This is a genomic window from Hymenobacter jeongseonensis (genome assembly GCF_015694725.1).
In the GTDB taxonomy this organism is placed as follows: Bacteria; Bacteroidota; Bacteroidia; order Cytophagales; family Hymenobacteraceae; genus Hymenobacter; species Hymenobacter jeongseonensis.
The window spans coordinates 78,951-94,098 of the sequence record NZ_JADQDQ010000002.1 but is presented as its reverse complement, the minus strand read 5'-3'; the positions used below and the strand labels follow the sequence as shown (position 1 = coordinate 94,098).

Annotated in this window: 17 protein-coding genes; 11 read left to right on the top strand and 6 right to left on the bottom strand. The window is 57.8% G+C overall.

The annotated features are described in order from the left end of the window. Positions 1-29 precede the first annotated feature (29 nt). Positions 30-824, bottom strand: a complete 795-nt coding sequence (locus tag I2I05_RS04050; RefSeq protein ID WP_196280955.1) for a M48 family metallopeptidase — start codon at positions 822-824, stop codon at positions 30-32. Positions 825-1,064: 240 nt separating this feature from the next. Between I2I05_RS04050 and I2I05_RS04045 the strand changes: the two genes are divergently transcribed. The 8 genes from I2I05_RS04045 to I2I05_RS04010 all read left to right on the top strand — a co-directional run bounded on the left by I2I05_RS04045 (position 1,065) and on the right by I2I05_RS04010 (position 9,038). Beyond that, the gene (locus I2I05_RS04045; protein ID WP_196280954.1) at positions 1,065-1,679 is read left to right on the top strand and encodes a fumarylacetoacetate hydrolase family protein; all 615 of its coding nucleotides are present in this window, start codon (positions 1,065-1,067) and stop codon (positions 1,677-1,679) included. A 136-nt stretch (positions 1,680-1,815) separates the two neighbouring features. Next, entirely contained in the window at positions 1,816-3,837 is a 2,022-nt protein-coding gene (locus tag I2I05_RS04040) for a M23 family metallopeptidase (protein ID WP_196280953.1), read from the top strand. A gap of 100 nt (positions 3,838-3,937) precedes the next feature. After that, a complete protein-coding gene (gene bcp / locus I2I05_RS04035) occupies positions 3,938-4,384 on the top strand; it encodes a thioredoxin-dependent thiol peroxidase (RefSeq protein ID WP_196280952.1) in 447 nt (148 codons plus the stop codon). A 202-nt stretch (positions 4,385-4,586) separates the two neighbouring features. Beyond that, positions 4,587-5,450 (top strand): transketolase, encoded by an 864-nt coding sequence (locus I2I05_RS04030; protein WP_196280951.1) that lies wholly within the window; start codon positions 4,587-4,589, stop codon positions 5,448-5,450. A gap of 99 nt (positions 5,451-5,549) precedes the next feature. Then, on the top strand, positions 5,550-6,920 hold the full coding sequence (locus tag I2I05_RS04025; RefSeq protein ID WP_196280950.1) for a vWA domain-containing protein: 1,371 nt from the start codon (positions 5,550-5,552) through the stop codon (positions 6,918-6,920). A gap of 109 nt (positions 6,921-7,029) precedes the next feature. Further along, complete coding sequence (locus tag I2I05_RS04020) at positions 7,030-7,392, top strand: endonuclease domain-containing protein (RefSeq protein ID WP_196280949.1); 363 nt, start codon at positions 7,030-7,032, stop codon at positions 7,390-7,392. 108 nt (positions 7,393-7,500) lie between these two features. Beyond that, the gene (locus tag I2I05_RS04015) at positions 7,501-8,457 is read left to right on the top strand and encodes a transketolase family protein (RefSeq protein WP_196280948.1); all 957 of its coding nucleotides are present in this window, start codon (positions 7,501-7,503) and stop codon (positions 8,455-8,457) included. Positions 8,458-8,600: 143 nt separating this feature from the next. Further along, positions 8,601-9,038: an ASCH domain-containing protein gene (locus I2I05_RS04010; protein ID WP_196280947.1), complete on the top strand. Its 438-nt coding sequence runs from the start codon at positions 8,601-8,603 to the stop codon at positions 9,036-9,038. 156 nt (positions 9,039-9,194) lie between these two features. Here I2I05_RS04010 and I2I05_RS04005 read toward each other — a convergent pair whose 3' ends face one another. From I2I05_RS04005 to I2I05_RS22100, 5 genes are all read right to left on the bottom strand, one after another. Next, the gene (locus tag I2I05_RS04005) at positions 9,195-10,040 is read right to left on the bottom strand and encodes a class I SAM-dependent methyltransferase (RefSeq protein WP_196280946.1); all 846 of its coding nucleotides are present in this window, start codon (positions 10,038-10,040) and stop codon (positions 9,195-9,197) included. Between the two features lie 171 nt (positions 10,041-10,211). Then, positions 10,212-11,915: a tetratricopeptide repeat protein gene (locus tag I2I05_RS04000; RefSeq protein ID WP_196280945.1), complete on the bottom strand. Its 1,704-nt coding sequence runs from the start codon at positions 11,913-11,915 to the stop codon at positions 10,212-10,214. A 39-nt stretch (positions 11,916-11,954) separates the two neighbouring features. After that, positions 11,955-12,608, bottom strand: coding sequence for a dioxygenase family protein (locus I2I05_RS03995; protein WP_196280944.1), 654 nt, complete (start codon positions 12,606-12,608; stop codon positions 11,955-11,957). A 123-nt stretch (positions 12,609-12,731) separates the two neighbouring features. Next, the gene (locus tag I2I05_RS03990; RefSeq protein WP_196280943.1) at positions 12,732-13,217 is read right to left on the bottom strand and encodes a hypothetical protein; all 486 of its coding nucleotides are present in this window, start codon (positions 13,215-13,217) and stop codon (positions 12,732-12,734) included. A gap of 30 nt (positions 13,218-13,247) precedes the next feature. After that, a complete protein-coding gene (locus I2I05_RS22100; RefSeq protein ID WP_262895136.1) occupies positions 13,248-13,373 on the bottom strand; it encodes a hypothetical protein in 126 nt (41 codons plus the stop codon). Between the two features lie 135 nt (positions 13,374-13,508). On the opposite strand from I2I05_RS22100, the gene I2I05_RS03985 reads away from it, so the two are divergent. The 3 genes from I2I05_RS03985 (at position 13,509) to I2I05_RS03975 (ending at position 15,084) form a co-directional block, all read left to right on the top strand. After that, positions 13,509-14,057 (top strand): RNA polymerase sigma factor, encoded by a 549-nt coding sequence (locus tag I2I05_RS03985; protein WP_196281486.1) that lies wholly within the window; start codon positions 13,509-13,511, stop codon positions 14,055-14,057. Positions 14,058-14,120: 63 nt separating this feature from the next. After that, on the top strand, positions 14,121-14,588 hold the full coding sequence (locus tag I2I05_RS03980; protein ID WP_196280942.1) for a hypothetical protein: 468 nt from the start codon (positions 14,121-14,123) through the stop codon (positions 14,586-14,588). Between the two features lie 13 nt (positions 14,589-14,601). Next, complete coding sequence (locus I2I05_RS03975; protein ID WP_196280941.1) at positions 14,602-15,084, top strand: hypothetical protein; 483 nt, start codon at positions 14,602-14,604, stop codon at positions 15,082-15,084. The last annotated feature ends 64 nt before the right edge of the window (positions 15,085-15,148 follow it).

The following is a 15,148-nucleotide window of genomic DNA, read 5'->3' as shown; positions in this document are numbered from 1 at the left end:
AATTTATTTTTGCATTCATCGCCTAAATGTTAGCGGGGTTTGTAATACTTACGGGCCTCGGGCAATTCACGTTGAATATCGGCGATGCGCGTGCCGCTGGAGGGGTGAGTTGACAGGAATTCGGGTGGCGCGGCGCCGCCTTTGGCTTCCATGCGCTGCCAGAACGAAATAGCGCCGTCGGGATTGTAGCCGGCCAATGCCATGAATATCAATCCCAAGTGGTCGGCTTCGCTTTCCTGGTTACGGCCGTATTTCAGCAAGCCCAACTGCGAGCCTACGCCAAACGCCTGCAACGCCAATTCCTGCGTGGCGGGGGCATTGGTGGAAAGGGCCGCCGACAAAGCCTGGCCGCCCAGCTGCTGCACCAAGCCTTGGCTCATGCGCTCGGAGCCGTGCTTGGCCACTGCGTGCGCCACTTCGTGCGCCATAACCACGGCCAGGCCGGTTTCGTCCTGCGTGATGGGCAGGATGCCGGTGTACACGGCCACTTTGCCGCCGGGCATGCACCAGGCGTTTTGCTGCTGGTCGTCCTGAATGACGTTGAATTCCCACTGGTAGCCAGCCAGCTGGTCGGACGCGTTTTGCTGACGGAAATACGTTTCGACAGCCGCCTGAATGCGGCGGCCCACGTTGCGCACCATGGTCACCTGCTGGGAGTTGGTGGAAAGCGGGCCTTTGGCAATAACCTCGCGGTACTGCGTGGCGGCCAGGGTGTTGATTTCGGCGTCGCTCACCAAGCTGAGTTGGCGGCGGCCCGTGATGGGAACGGTGGAGCAGGCTGCCAAGAAGGACAGGCTGGCCAAAAGGGTGAGTTTTTTGAGCATGGTACTGGAAAAAGAGGGGGAAGAATGCGGTCAGTAACCGCGGCTGCGGTTCCCACGTTTTACGAGCCGCGCCCTTCGGGGCTGGCAACGCAAGCGCCGCAATAGTCGCCTATACGGCGATAGGGCGGGTAAATGTTTGCGGGCGGCCCTTGGGAAGGCGGAAAAACCAGTTGGTGGGTTGTCCGAAGCCCGGGCCGGGCCGTAGTTTTGACTTCCTTCTCCTCTGCCTCGAGCGCCTCTATGAAAATTATCTGCATCGGCCGCAACTACGCCGACCACATTGCCGAGCTGCACAACGAAGTGCCCGCCGCGCCCGTCATTTTCCTCAAGCCCGAAACGGCGCTGCTGCAACGCGGCCAGCCCTTTTTCATCCCCGAGTTTTCGCAGGACATTCACCACGAGCTGGAACTGGTGCTGCGCGTGTGCAAGAACGGCCGCCACATCGACGAGCAATTTGCCCACACCTATTTCGACGCCGTGGGCCTGGGCATTGATTTCACCGCCCGCGACCTGCAAAGCGAATTGAAAAAAAAGGGACTGCCCTGGGAATTAGCCAAATCCTTCGACGGCTCGGCCCCCATTTCCACAACCTTTAAACCCGTGGCTGAAATTGCTGATTTAGGCAATATCAATTTCCACCTGGAAGTGAACGGCGAAACCCGCCAGACCGGCAATTCCAGCTTAATGCTGCATCCGTTCGCGAAAATCATCAGTTTCGTGTCGAAATATATTTCCCTGAAAATGGGGGATTTGATATTCACCGGCACCCCCGCCGGCGTAGGCCCCGTGAAAATTGGCGACCAGCTGGCCGGTTATTTGGAGAAGGAGAAAATTATTGAATTGAATGTTCGCTAAATAGACAACGCTGGCGTGCTGGGCGGGCCTTCATTCAGTGAGGCAGAACATTCGTTCAGCACCAACAAAGTGATGCGCTTGGTAGAGCACAACGGACCAAGCGCGAGCCAAGAAATAACAGATTGATTTTGTGAGAATGGTAAAGTTGAAAGTGAGCGATATAAAGAAGCTGGGCGTGGTGCTGGGCGTAGCGGCCACATCGGTAGTGGCGTGGCCCGGCGTGGTGGGGGGGCAGAATGCGGATTCGGTTCCAACCGGCCGCTCGATTAGCGAGGTGCTGTCGGCCGGAAAGCCGGTGGTGCCGGCGGGATATTTTCTGTTTCCCATTGCCCCGGGCAAGCCCGGCCTGCTGGCCGGCAGCATGGGCGAGCTGCGCCCCAACCACTTCCACGGCGGGCTCGACATCAAGACCGGCGGCGGCGTGAACCAGCCCGTGTATGCCTCGGCCGACGGCTACATCTCGCGCCTCAAGCAGTCGTCGTTTGGCTACGGCAACGTGCTCTACATCACGCATCCCAACGGCCTGACCACCGTGTACGGCCACCTCAACGACTTCCGCGGCCCCGTGGCGGCCGAACTGCTGCGCCGCCAGTACGACAAGCAGAGCTACGAGCTGGAAGCCTTTTTCGAGAAAGACCGGTTTCCGGTGAAGCGCGGCGAATTGGTGGCCCTGTCGGGCAACACCGGCGGCTCGGCGGGCCCGCACCTGCACTGGGAAGTGCGCGACGCCCAGGACCGGCAGTACAACCCGCTGCAATGGGGCGGCTTCCCCGAAATTCAGGACCACGTGGCACCTACGTTGCAGGCGTTGGCGCTGGAGCCCCTTGGCATTGAGGCGCGGGTGAAAAATGTGTTTGCCAAAGCGGTGCTGGTGCCCAAAGTGCAGCCTGCGCCCGGCACGGCTACCACTTGGCCCGATACGGTGAGCTGCTTCGGCACGGTGGGGCTGCTGGTGCAGGGCTTCGACCGATTTGACAACGCCTGGAACAAGAACGGCATCCAGCGGGTGACCGTAAAAGTGAATGGCGAGCCGTTTTACCAGCACATCATCGACGCGGTGCCGTTCCCAACGGGCACCCGGCAGATTAGCAATTTCCTGGACTTTGTGTACCAGCACACCCAGGGCCGCACCCTGCAAAAGCTGTGGGTGGACGAAGGCAACGACCTGGCCATGTACAGCACCGGCACCACCAAAGGCCGCCTGACCGTGGAAGCCGGCAAGGTGTACACCGTTGACATCACCTTGGCCGATTCCTACAACAACCAAACGCCCGTGCGCTTGGTGCTGCGCGGCGAGCAGCCGGCCTATTTCAAATCCCGTTCGGCCGCGGCCAGAAAACCCGCGCTTCGCTTTGAAGTGACCCGCAACCTGCTCAAGGCCGTGGCTACCGACCTCGGCACCGATTCCGTGGCCGGCAACCTCGTGCTGCTGCGCGGCAACCGCCGCATGGAAATACGGCCCAGCTACACCCAGAACAGCGAAAACGTGTACCTCTACGACCTGCGCGCCGGCCTGCCCGACTCGCTGCGGTTTGGCGGCATCACCAAGAAATTCGACCGCCAAGTGCTAGTGCCTGCGGGCAAGGAAACCACCTACGCCACCTCGCACCTGAGCTTGGTATTTGGCCCCGAAACGCTTTTCGACAACCTGTACCTGGGCACTGCTTTCCTGCCCGAAGCTACCGGCAGCGGGTTCTGGACGGTGGGCAGCCCGCTCATTCCGTTCTACAAAACCGCGCAGCTAACCCTGCGCCCCGCCACCCCGCCCGCCGACCCGCAGCGCACCGCCATCTACTCGGCCACGCCCAAGGGCGGCAAGGCCTACTTGGGCGGTAAGTGGGACGACAAAGGCAACATCACGGCTGCCATTCGGCAGTTTGGCTCGTATCGCATTCACACCGATTCCACCGCACCCAAGGGGAGCCTGGCGGGACGACCCGGCGGGCAGTTATTGTTTCGGGTGGGCGACGACCTTTCGGGTCTGGCCAGCTACCGGCTGCTCATCGGCGGGCAATTCCGGCTGTTGCGTTTCGAGCACAAGAACTCCACGCTCTTCACCGTGGCCACCGACACGCTGGGCCCCCGGCTTCGCGGCCCCGCCGAGTTGCGCCTGACCGACCAGGCTGGAAATGAGCGGGTAGTGAGTTTGACTTTGTGAGCAGCCCACCGTACCACAAACTCCCCGGCTTGCAAAGGCGGGGAGTTTGTCGTTATTGCGTCCGCATTCTTTCCGCTTAAACTCTACTTACTCGCTTAAAATGACTCTTGAGCCCGGCCAGCCCGCCCCCGACTTTACTGCCAACGACCAGGACGGAAACCTCATCCGTCTCGCGGACCTGCGGGGCCAACGCGTGGCGCTGTACTTCTACCCCAAGGACGATACGCCCGGCTGCACCGCGCAGGCCTGCAACCTGCGCGACCACCAAGAGGAGCTGACCGCCAAAAACATCAAAGTCATTGGGGTGAGCGTCGACGGCGAAGCGGCCCACAAGAAATTCGTTCTCAAATACGACCTACCGTTCCCGCTGCTCGTCGACACCGACAAGAAGATAGTGCAGGACTACGGCGTGTGGCAGGAAAAGAAGAATTACGGCAAGACCTATATGGGCATTGTGCGCACCACGTTTTTGATTGACGAAAACGGCGTAATCGACAAGATTATAAAGAAAGTGGATACCAAAGCGCACGCTGCGCAATTGCTGTAAGCACTACCAAATGGGCTGCATGCGGCCCATCAAGATGCCCTGCTGCCAGCCCGCGGGCCCGCCTTGGCTAAAAGTGAGCCCCATAAGCTATGGGGCTCACTTTCAGTTGTTACTCATTTTACACAACCGATTGTGTAGCCTTAATTTCGGTACTCCGGCCTAGCCGATTACCTTTACCCAACCGAAACAAACCCCAACCGACATGCCCCAGACTGCCGAAATAGCCACTGCTGACCTCAAAGAAATTGCCGCCCAGGTGCGGCGCGACATCGTGCGCATGGTGCACGCCGTGAACTCCGGCCACCCCGGCGGCTCGCTTGGCTGCACCGATTTGCTGGTGGCGCTCTACTTCAAAGTGATGAAGCATAACCCCGAGCAGTTCAGCATGGACGGCGTAGGGGAGGACTTGTTTTTCCTGTCGAACGGCCACATTTCGGCCACGTTGTATTCGGTACTGGCCCGCTCGGGCTACTTCCCGGTGAGCGAACTGGCCACGTTCCGCAAGCTCAACTCGCGGCTGCAGGGCCACCCCACCACCCACGAAGGCCTGCCCGGCATCCGTGTGGCATCGGGCTCGCTCGGCCAAGGCCTGAGCGTGGCTTGCGGCGCGGCCCAAGCCAAAAAACTGAACGGCGATGACCGCCGCGTGTTCGTGCTCATGGGCGACGGCGAGCTGGAAGAAGGCCAGAACTGGGAGGCCATTATGTACGCCGCCCACCACAAAATCGACAACCTCATCGGCGTTATCGACCACAACGGCCAGCAGATTGACGGCTCTACGGCCGAAATCGGCGGTCTCGGCGACCTGCGCTCCAAGTTTGAAGCTTTTGGCTGGCACGTGCTGCAGGCCGATGGCAACGACTACGCCACGCTGCTGCCCGCCCTCGAAGCTGCCCAGGCTGCCACCGGCCAGGGCAAGCCCGTTATGTTCATCATGGACACCCGCATGGGCTTCGGCGTCGACTTCATGATGGAAGGCCACAAATGGCACGGCGTAGCTCCGAACGATGCCCAACTGGCCACCGCTCTGGAGCAGCTGACGGTGGGTACCGTGGCGGACTACTAGGCGCATTTGACGATGCGGTGCTGCTCTCCACGTCAACCTTACCGCCCGGCCCCCTCTCCGAAAGAGAGGGGAAGCCAGGGAGTGAGGTTTCGTCAGGCAATGCTGCTCCTCTTTCTGGTACTCACGTTCCGGGCCCACGCCCAGAACGCCCCGTCCGAGAAGCCCAAGGTCACCCGCATTCTTTTCCTGCTGGATGCCTCCGGCTCGATGATGGCCCCGTGGGAAGGGCAGCCCCGGTGGACCGTAGCCAAGCGTATGCTCAGCAAAATGGTTGATTCGCTCAATGCCTATCCCAACCTTGAGCTGGGCCTGCGCGTGTACGGGCACCAGTTTCCCAACAGCGAAAAAAACTGCCAGGACTCGCGCTTGGAGGTGCCGTTTGCGCCGCGCAACGCCAAGGCCATCAAGGACAAGCTCACTACGCTCAAAGCACAAGGCAACACGCCCATTACCTATTCGCTGGAACAATCGGCCAACGATTTTCCCACCGATAAGTCCTCGCGCAATGTGCTGCTGCTGATAACCGACGGCCTGGAATCGTGCGGCGCCGACCCCTGTAAATCGTCCCTGGCTTTGCAGCGGAAGCACATTTTTCTCAAGCCCTTCATCATCGGCATCGGGGCCGAGAAGGATTTTGGCCGGCAGCTCGAATGCCTGGGCCAGTACTACAACGCCGCCGAGGTGAAAACCTTCCGCACGGTGATGGACGATGTCATCGCCCAAACGCTGAGCAAAACCACGGTCAGCGTAAACCTAACGGATGCCGACGGCCGCTCCGTGGAAAGCAACGTGAACATGACGTTTGTGAACAATGTGACCGAGCAGCCCGAGTACAACTATGTGCATTACCGCGACGCCCAAGGCAAGCCCGACGTGCTCGATATTGACGCCCTGCAGAGCTACGATTTGGTGATTAACACTGTGCCGCCCGTGCGCCAGGCTAACTTGGCCATCAAGCCCGGTAAAGCCAATGTGCTCACGTTCAAAACGCCTCAAGGCACGCTCTGGCTGCAAAACCCGCAGCTCACGCCCAACCCCTACGGCACCGTACAGGCCGTGGTGCGCGACCCGCAACGCAACACCGTGGGCAGTTTTCCTTGCGGTACGAAGCAAAAGCTGCTGGCCGGCAACTACGAAGTAGAACTGCTCACGCTGCCACGCATTACGCGGCGGGTCACGGTGAAGCAGGGGCAGGAGCTGGCCGTGACCTACGCCGCCCCCGGCACCCTCAACATCACCACCGATTTGAAGGGCTACGGCAGTATTTACAGGCTAAATGACGACGAATCGCAAACGTGGATTTACAATTTGCCCGACGGCGGCAGTAGCAAACTGAACCTGCCCATGCAGCCCGGTGCCTACCGTCTGGTGTTCCGTACGGGCACCAGCAAGGGCAGTAAGTTTACCGATGTGCGCAATTTCTCCATTCGAAGCGGGCAGACGACTTCGGTAGCCATTTTTGGAAAATGAAATAAGAACAACAAACTCCCCTCCTCAGATGAGGAGGGGACGTTCAGCCGCAATGCTGAACTGGGGTGGTTGAATCGTTGAACGATGCGAGAGCTTCTTATTTGTGATTATGGCCATTTTAAACAACCTCCCGCATAAAAAGGAAGCCCGCCGTACCCTCCGCAATAATTTGACTTCTGCCGAAGCGGCATTGTGGAATCGACTCAAAAGCGGCCAGGTAGGAGGCCGCAAATTCCGTCGTCAGCACAGCGTCGGCGAATTTATCCTGGATTTCTACTGCCCGCAGGAGAAGCTTGCGGTTGAATTAGACGGCGCGGGCCACTTCACGGTATCAGGTAATTTGCACGACGCCGCCCGCACCGAGTACCTCAACGCAGTTGGCATTCGGGTAATCAGATTTGAAAACAAATTGATTTGGTCCGCGCTGGATAGTGTGGTTCATTCGATTGAAAGCAGTTTTATTGGGCACTGACACCATCCGTTCTACGCCCACAACCACCCCCGTTGTCGCTTGCGCGACAACATCCCCTCCTTGGTAAGGAGGGGAGTTTTGACCGCCATAACCTCCCTTACATACCCCATGAAAGACTTCCCCTACACCGAATCCAAAGACACCCGCAGCGGCTTCGGCGCCGGCCTGCATGAGTTGGGCAAAACCAACCCCAACGTGGTGGCGCTCTGCGCCGACCTCACCGGCTCGCTCAAGATGGACGCCTTCAAAAAGGACTTCCCCGAGCGCTTTTTCCAGGTGGGCATTGCCGAGGCCAACATGATGGGCGTGGCCGCCGGCATGACCATTGGCGGCAAGATTCCCTTCACGGGCACCTTCGCCAACTTCAGCACCGGCCGCGTGTATGACCAGATTCGCCAGAGCATTGCGTATTCGGATAAAAACGTAAAAATCTGCGCCTCGCACGCCGGCCTCACGCTGGGCGAAGACGGTGCCACCCACCAGATTCTGGAAGACCTGGGCATGATGAAAATGCTGCCCGGCATGACCGTCATCAACCCCTGCGACTACAACCAGACCAAAGCCGCCACCATCGCCATTGCCGAGCACCACGGCCCGGTGTACCTGCGCTTCGGCCGCCCCGTGGTGCCCAACTTCACGCCCGCCGACCAAAACTTCGTCATCGGGGAAGCCGTGATGCTGAACGAAGGCACCGACGTGAGCATTTTCGCCACCGGCCATTTGGTGTGGAAGGCCGTGCTGGCCGGCAAGCTTTTGGCTGAGAAAGGCATCAACGCCGAAATCATCAACATTCACACCATCAAGCCGCTGGATGCGCAAGCCATCCTGGCTTCGGCCCGCAAAACGCGTTGCGTAGTGACGGCCGAAGAGCACCAAATGAACGGCGGCCTCGGCGACAGCATTGCCCAACTGCTGGCCCGCGAAGAGCCCCTGCCGCTGGAAATGGTTGCCGTGAACGACAGCTTCGGCGAAAGCGCCACGCCCGACCAGCTGATGGAGAAATACAAACTCAACGAAGCCGCCATTGTGGCCGCGGTGGAAGCCGTGATGAAGCGCCGGAAGTAGCTTTTGCAGCTGCATTTATGACAAAAGTCCCCGCAACTTTAGTAGCTGCGGGGACTTTTGCGTTTCAAGCAACGAATGATGCTTAATACCGTGGTGAGATTCAGGTGATTTAGCTCAACTTTAAGTTTGTTAACACTTACTATATGGCTTCTACTAATAAGACGTTCAAGGCGTTGATTTTAAATGATTATAAGGGCGCGCCTTATGCAGATTGGATAAAGAATGGAGAGAAAACGATAGAGACAAGGTATAGGTCGTTTAATTACCGGGGTGATATTATTATTTGCTGTGGAAAAACAAACTCAGTTGGTAAAAACGCGGGGAAAGCGTTATGTATAGTCGAGTTATGGAAAGTTAGACCAATGAGAAAGTCGGACGAAAAGGCTTCTGGTGTCAGTTACAATCCGGAAATAAAATCCTTTTTGCTCCGAAACTGGCGGCACTTTAGTCGTGACTTTGAGTTCTCTCCGCAAAGGGTTTCCGGAGCATGGCAAAGTCTCTTTGATATTACCATCCCCGATGATGTACAGATAATTCCCCGGCCAGATATTAAGGCGTTTGAAGAAAACGAGATGCTTTAAGTTTAAAGACGTGGCTTGGGATTTTGCCTGACAAGGCAACAGATAGTTGCCTGCCCCTCCACTAGCCCAAATAAATTTTACAATCGGTCAACTTTTGGGCTTCATATAGGACGAACATGGGTGGGCCTAATGACGTGAAAACGAATGGTTATAAAGCTATTTCTCACCCTGAATAATTAGCGCGGTCGAGTCGATGGCGATTTCGCCGTGCGGATATTTTTTGTTGACCAATTCGTACACTTCGCCCTTGATTTTTTCTTTCAACACGTCATCGATTTTGCTAAGGGCCGCCACCACGGGAGCGGCTACTTCGTTCATGAAAATCCAGTAGCCGTTGATATTGGAGACGTTGAGCTTGCCGCTGATTTCGGTTTCGGTGATGTTTTTCAGGCCCGCTTGCTGGAACACACCGGCCATAAAACCGGGCTGAGCGCAACGGAACATGCCCGGCGCCCCCGGCGGTGGGGGAGGTAGTTGCAGGTGTTGGCCCACGGTGCTCATAATGGCCGTAATCCAGAAGTTCTTTTCGGGACCGGCCCACACGGCCGTCGCAATCTTGCCGCCGGGCTTCAGCACGCGCACTATCTCCTGGGCGGCCAGCTGCATGTCCGGGAAAAACATGAAGCCGAAACGGCAGCTCACCTTGTCGAACGTATTGTCGGCAAATGGCAGCTCGCATACGTCGCAGGCAATGGTTTCAATATTTTTAATACCCTGTTCCTCCGCATTTTGCCGGGCAATGGCCAGCATGTTCTCGGCCAGGTCGGTGATGATTACTTTTCCCGCTCTGACTTGCGTGGCAATGGTCAGGCCGGGTTCCCCCGTACCGGCCGCCACATCCAGCACCACGTCGTCCGCTTTAAGATTTAGCAGCCGGATAATCTCATCTCCCATGGGCTTGAGCCAGTCCATGGTAAGGTCGTTCCACTTGTGCCATCCGCCGGAGAACTTGTTCCAGGTTTCCTTCTGCTGTTCTCGAATCAACTCCAATTGCTGTTCCATGTCGCGTTGCTTGAATAGATAATGGCTACATCATGTACCGAAACAACAGGCGTTGGCAGGCCGCTTAAAAGCACATGTGGCAAGCCAAATAACATTGGCTGGCATGTGCTAATATAGTGAAAAAATATAATAAAATAATGTTAACATGAAGGTTGGTTCTCGCATTGCCCCTCAGCTTTGGGGAGACCGGTGTGCCAATATAAAATTCTGAGCAGCATTTATTTCGGCCCTCACGGATTTGGCTGCGCCAGCAACTCGCAGCAATTGCTGGTAATAATATGCGGCCTTGGTGCCATCGGCGGCTAGTTCGGCGGCGCGAGCCGCGCCATACAGCCCATTAAACCGGTTGGGATGTCTTTTAAGATTGGCCTCGTAGGCTTCCAAGGCTTGCTGGGGTTTTTTCAACTGCAGGAGCATGTCGCCCAGCAATTCTCGCGCGGGCAGCACTTCGGCAGGGGTGACGGGGTGTTTTTCGGTGCTGTCTTCCATGTCGGCGGCCTGGGTCATGAGTACCAACGCCTCCTGTGGGTGGCCCGCCTGCAGCTTAATCCACGCTTCCGACGCGCGTAGCTGCACTGCTACCTGACTGGCTTTGTAGGTGTCTTTTTGGCGCAGCAGGTCGTCGTGGTTTGCTTGCAGCGCTTGCATTTCGGCTGTTGCAGCTGCGGTGTTGCCGAGGTGCACCGCCCCCAGCAGCCGCGTGAAATGAATGATGGCTTGCTGCCACGGAAATTCCTTCCACGGAAAATTTGGCCGGCTTTTCAATTGCGCGGCGGCTTGCCAGTCTTTGTTTTCCAGCACGTAGCGGGCGGGAATAGACGCAAAAGCGTACGCCACTTTGAAATTTTGCGGTTCTACTTTCTTAATGCCTTGCAAATAGGCCAATTGCGCGCTGGCGCGGTCGTTGTCGCCGCGTTGCAGGTACGCGTACATGAGGTAGTCCATGCCGTGCAGTTCCTCGTCCCAGTGCCCTTTCAGGCCAGCTTCCTGGGCGTAGCATTGGGCCGAAGCGACAGAAGCCAGGTTCGACTTAATGTCTTCTTCCCATAGGCCCAGCCGGGTGAAAATGTGGGAGGGCATGTGCAACGCATGAGCCGAGCCGGGCGCCACGGCCGCGTATTTCCGGGCGGCGGGCAACGCCAAGGCTGCCAGTTCCGGGTAGTCGTAGGTATGAATGGTGTAGTGGATGATGCCGGGGTGGTTGGGCTCGTTGGGGTAGAGTGCGGCCAGTAATTGACCGGCCATTTTCTGCTTGCTGAATTGTTTGTCGGTTGGCTTGGCGGCGGCATTCAGGGCCAGGGCGTAGAAAATGGTGGCCTCCTTATCGGCGGGATAGGTGGTGTGCAGGGCTTCCATCGCCTTTTCAAACCGGCCGCAGCGGGTGTAATGGTCTGCTTGCTCCCAATCGGTATAAAAAGCAGCAATGGCCGCCACGTAATCGGCTTCTCGCGGCGACTTGTTTTTGATTGATTGGGCAATGCGAAGGGCTTGCACGCCCTTTTTCAATTCCGGCTCGGAAGGAGGCGTCCAGAGCGGATGGAAATTGGCCATGGCCACGCCCCAGTAGGCCATGGCGCAGGCCGGGTTCTCGTCGATGATTCCGGCAAAAACCTTCTCCGCTTCATCGTATTCGAAGGAATGCAACAAGCTCAGGGCCAGGTTAAAATCTGTTTGCGCTTCGGGACTGCACGAAACATCAAACTGGACGGTGCCGAACTTCTTGTCGCTCGACCCGCAGGTAATCAGCTGGCCTCTTTTCAGGCTTATTGCGGTGATTTCGGCTTGCGACGGGACCCTGCTTTGCTCCCGGCAGGAAGCGGAAGCAAGCAGGACGAGTAACACCATAAATAGCCGGTGCAGAGGGACCTGTTTCATGTGCTGGAATTGCCAAAAAGTGCGGTCCTGATTCGGCCCTTAGCGGGGCACCGCAAAGTTGCGTTGCCCCGTCCAGGTGCCCGTGGCCGACTTGGCTACTGCCACCATTCCGGTTCCGCCAGCGCTGGTTGCCACGGTTTTCAAGTAGTTATCATTCACCAAGGCGTCGTCTTTGAACACGAAGTCGGAAATGTAATACGGCTGCTTGCCACCGGGTTCTTTAAGCGCCGCATGAATGTGGGCCGGTATGGTGTTGTTGGGGTAACGAGCCGGGCGAATGGTCCGGATTTCGTAGCGGCCCTGTTGGTCGGTTTGGCACCAGCCGTGCAGGCGGCCGTGCCATTTTTGAATGCCGGTTTCTGTTCCGGTTTTGGAATAATACCCCTTGCTGTCGGTGTGGTAAGCGTAGAGCAGCACGTTGGGGTAAGGCGTTTTGCCATCGGCTTTGAAAATCGTGCCCGTTAGCACCAGTTTTTCACCAGACTCGGGGCGGCTGCCAGTTATTGCCATCACCTTATTCAGCGTTTTCGGCGCATTCACGAAGCAGCAGCTGACGTCGGCATCTGGGTTATCACAGGCGTCATTTGGGCTTTGCGCGCTAGGCCGCTGGGCCTCCGACGTGGTGGAGGAGGCTTGCCCGCAGGAAGCCAGCAAAACCGACAGGCAGACTCTGAAGATTAATGCGGAAGGCATGGTACGCATGACAGCGAGCGAATTTTCTAGCTAAAAATACGTCAATATAAAGTCGGAAACAGCCAGTCTGATGTTGCATCATCAACTGGCTGCTTTCGCTTCGGCTCGCTAGTGCTCAGCTACTTACTCCATCATCGCTGCGGATTCTTCGGCGCGCAGCTGTCGGGCCGCTTTCATAGCTCGAAACACCACCACGCAAATGAAAGCCCGCATAATAATGCCACCTAGGCTCGGGGCTTGGTTACTCATCAAAACAGCCGCGAAGAGGAGTATCCCACTCAAGATGATGAGCACAAGAGAGCAAGCAAGTGCCACTGCCGACCGCCGCCAATAGCCCAGCCACCCCAGCGCCACAAATAGCGCGCCTTCCACGACCGAGCCCCAGCCCATGCCCATTTGCTGCAGCTGGGTGAGTTGCCCAAATTCAGTCCATAAGCCCATGCCGATATTCAGGATACCCAAGAACAGCAGCGCGTACCACGCCTGCTTGAGCCGCTCCTGCGGGTGGGTACCGCTGCCGGGTAGTGGCTGGCCGTCGAGTAGCAGCTCCAGCTCCTGCGGCCACCGGTCTTCCCGGAGCTGAGCGGAAAAGGTGCGGCCGTCGGGCAAGAGGTAGAAGCGGCCCTTGGCGATGGCAGCCTATGGGTCGGTGGCAGCCAAGGCCACTCCCGCGTAGCTCACAGCAAAATTCTGGTAGAAAATGCCCCACTTGGCCGTGATGGGTTGAGTACGGGCACTGTCGAGATAATAATTCTTTTTGGGCATAGCAATTGGTAAAGTAACACAGGTTCAGGCTCCCGCCAGCGTGCAGCGTATCGATTTGCCCGACTTTATTTGTGCTCATTAAACCCCACTTGCCTCGTGGGCTCTAAGCTGTACTTTGCCTCACCCGCTGGCCGTTTGGAAGACCACGAAATCCTGCTCAAGTTCCAAGACCCGGCTTCGCGCAACCTGGCGTTCAACCAGCTCGTGCGCAAGTACCAGAGCAAGGTGTACTGGCACGTGCGCAAGATGGTTATCGACCACGACGACGCCGACGACCTCACCCAGGACGTCTTCATTAAAGTCTGGAAGCACCTCGAGAACTTCCGGCAGGACGCGCAGCTCTTCACCTGGATTTACCGCATTGCCACCAACGAGTGCCTGAATTTCCTGAGCAGCAAGCGGCGCAAGTTCCTGCTGCCGCTCACCGACGTAGGCGCCGAGCTGGCCGCCAAAATCGAAGCCGACCCCGCCCTGGCCGGCGATGAAATTGAATTGAAGCTGCAACAAGCCATTCTGCGGCTGCCCGACAAGCAGCGCCTCGTGTTCAACCTGCGCTATTACGACGAGATGCCCTACGAGCAAATGGCCGAAGTAACGGGCACCAGCGTGGGCGCGTTGAAAGCCAGCTACCACCACGCCGTGAAAAAAGTGGAAGAATACGTCACCCGCCACACCGCTGATTAACGCCCCTTTCGAATACTTTATGGGCAAGATTAAACGCCGCCCTTGATTTTCTATCCAACTGCCATGAAACCTCCTTTCAAGCTAGATGCGCACCCTCGGCGGCCCCGGCCCTTGCTGAGCGAGCCGCCTGCTGGCTATTTCGACCAGCTCCCCCTGCGGGTGATGGCCCGGCTGCCCCACCCCGATGCTTCTGAAGCAACGGCGGTTTGGCGCTGGTTGTCGCAGCTATCGCCTGCCTTGCGCACCAGCTTGGCTTCGGTGGCTGTGTTGGGGGGCTTCGTCGTCTCCTTTTACCTCAGTGGCCCGCCAGCGGTCCGCCACTTTGCAGCCCCCACGGCTTCCCTCAATGCCGTCTCGCACGCCGAGCTGGTAGGCTACCTGCTCACGAGCGGGGCCCAGGTCGAAAGCGCCGACTTGGCCGTGCTCACGGCTGCGCACCCCAGCATCACCCAAGGCTTCATGGAAGCCACCGACGCCGAACTGACGGAAGTGCTGGATGCCCAGCCCTCCGAAGACCTTACTTATTTATAACCAGTTGACTATCATGTTTTCTTTTCCATCTGTCTTTCGACTATTTAGCCTCCTGGCGTTGCTGATGGCGCTGGCGCCCGAGGCCTCGGCCCAACAGGGCGGGCGGCGCGGCGGCCAGCGCTTGGGGCAACTCGAAAACGCAAAAATTGCCTTCATCACCAACCGAGTGGCCCTGACCCAGGACCAAGCCCAAAAATTCTGGCCGGTTTACAACGAGTTTTCTGCCCGCCGTCGCGAGCTCAACCGCAGCAGCCGGCTGTTGCGACGCGACGTGCCGGAGGGAATGAGCGACCAACAAATCCGCGACAACCTCAACCAGGCCTTCAACCTGCGCCAGCAGGAGCTGAATCTGGAGAAAGAGTACTTCGAGCGGTTTCAGAAAGTCATTTCGCTCCGGCAAGTGGCACAGCTGTTTATCGCGGAGCGGGATTTCACCCGCGAAGTCATCAAGCGCGTGTCGGGCGGCCCGGCTTCGGCCATCGGCAACGATGACTAAGCCCCCGCACCGGTCGCTTTTGCTTATTCCTTCGTGCATCGAGGCCGCTGCCCCCGCAGCGGCC

Excerpts from the sequence above, each read along its gene's own strand:
- I2I05_RS04050 (WP_196280955.1), bottom strand. The coding sequence starts at position 824 with ATGCTCAAAAAACTCACCCTTTTGGCCAGCCTGTCCTTCTTGGCAGCC.
- I2I05_RS04045 (WP_196280954.1), top strand. The coding sequence starts at position 1,065 with ATGAAAATTATCTGCATCGGCCGCAACTACGCCGACCACATTGCCGAG.
- I2I05_RS04040 (WP_196280953.1), top strand. The coding sequence starts at position 1,816 with ATGGTAAAGTTGAAAGTGAGCGATATAAAGAAGCTGGGCGTGGTGCTG.
- bcp (WP_196280952.1), top strand. The coding sequence starts at position 3,938 with ATGACTCTTGAGCCCGGCCAGCCCGCCCCCGACTTTACTGCCAACGAC.
- I2I05_RS04030 (WP_196280951.1), top strand. The coding sequence starts at position 4,587 with ATGCCCCAGACTGCCGAAATAGCCACTGCTGACCTCAAAGAAATTGCC.
- I2I05_RS04025 (WP_196280950.1), top strand. The coding sequence starts at position 5,550 with ATGCTGCTCCTCTTTCTGGTACTCACGTTCCGGGCCCACGCCCAGAAC.
- I2I05_RS04020 (WP_196280949.1), top strand. The coding sequence starts at position 7,030 with ATGGCCATTTTAAACAACCTCCCGCATAAAAAGGAAGCCCGCCGTACC.
- I2I05_RS04015 (WP_196280948.1), top strand. The coding sequence starts at position 7,501 with ATGAAAGACTTCCCCTACACCGAATCCAAAGACACCCGCAGCGGCTTC.
- I2I05_RS04010 (WP_196280947.1), top strand. The coding sequence starts at position 8,601 with ATGGCTTCTACTAATAAGACGTTCAAGGCGTTGATTTTAAATGATTAT.
- I2I05_RS04005 (WP_196280946.1), bottom strand. The coding sequence starts at position 10,040 with ATGGAACAGCAATTGGAGTTGATTCGAGAACAGCAGAAGGAAACCTGG.
- I2I05_RS04000 (WP_196280945.1), bottom strand. The coding sequence starts at position 11,915 with ATGAAACAGGTCCCTCTGCACCGGCTATTTATGGTGTTACTCGTCCTG.
- I2I05_RS03995 (WP_196280944.1), bottom strand. The coding sequence starts at position 12,608 with ATGCCTTCCGCATTAATCTTCAGAGTCTGCCTGTCGGTTTTGCTGGCT.
- I2I05_RS22100 (WP_262895136.1), bottom strand. The coding sequence starts at position 13,373 with ATGCCCAAAAAGAATTATTATCTCGACAGTGCCCGTACTCAACCCATC.
- I2I05_RS03980 (WP_196280942.1), top strand. The coding sequence starts at position 14,121 with ATGAAACCTCCTTTCAAGCTAGATGCGCACCCTCGGCGGCCCCGGCCC.
- I2I05_RS03975 (WP_196280941.1), top strand. The coding sequence starts at position 14,602 with ATGTTTTCTTTTCCATCTGTCTTTCGACTATTTAGCCTCCTGGCGTTG.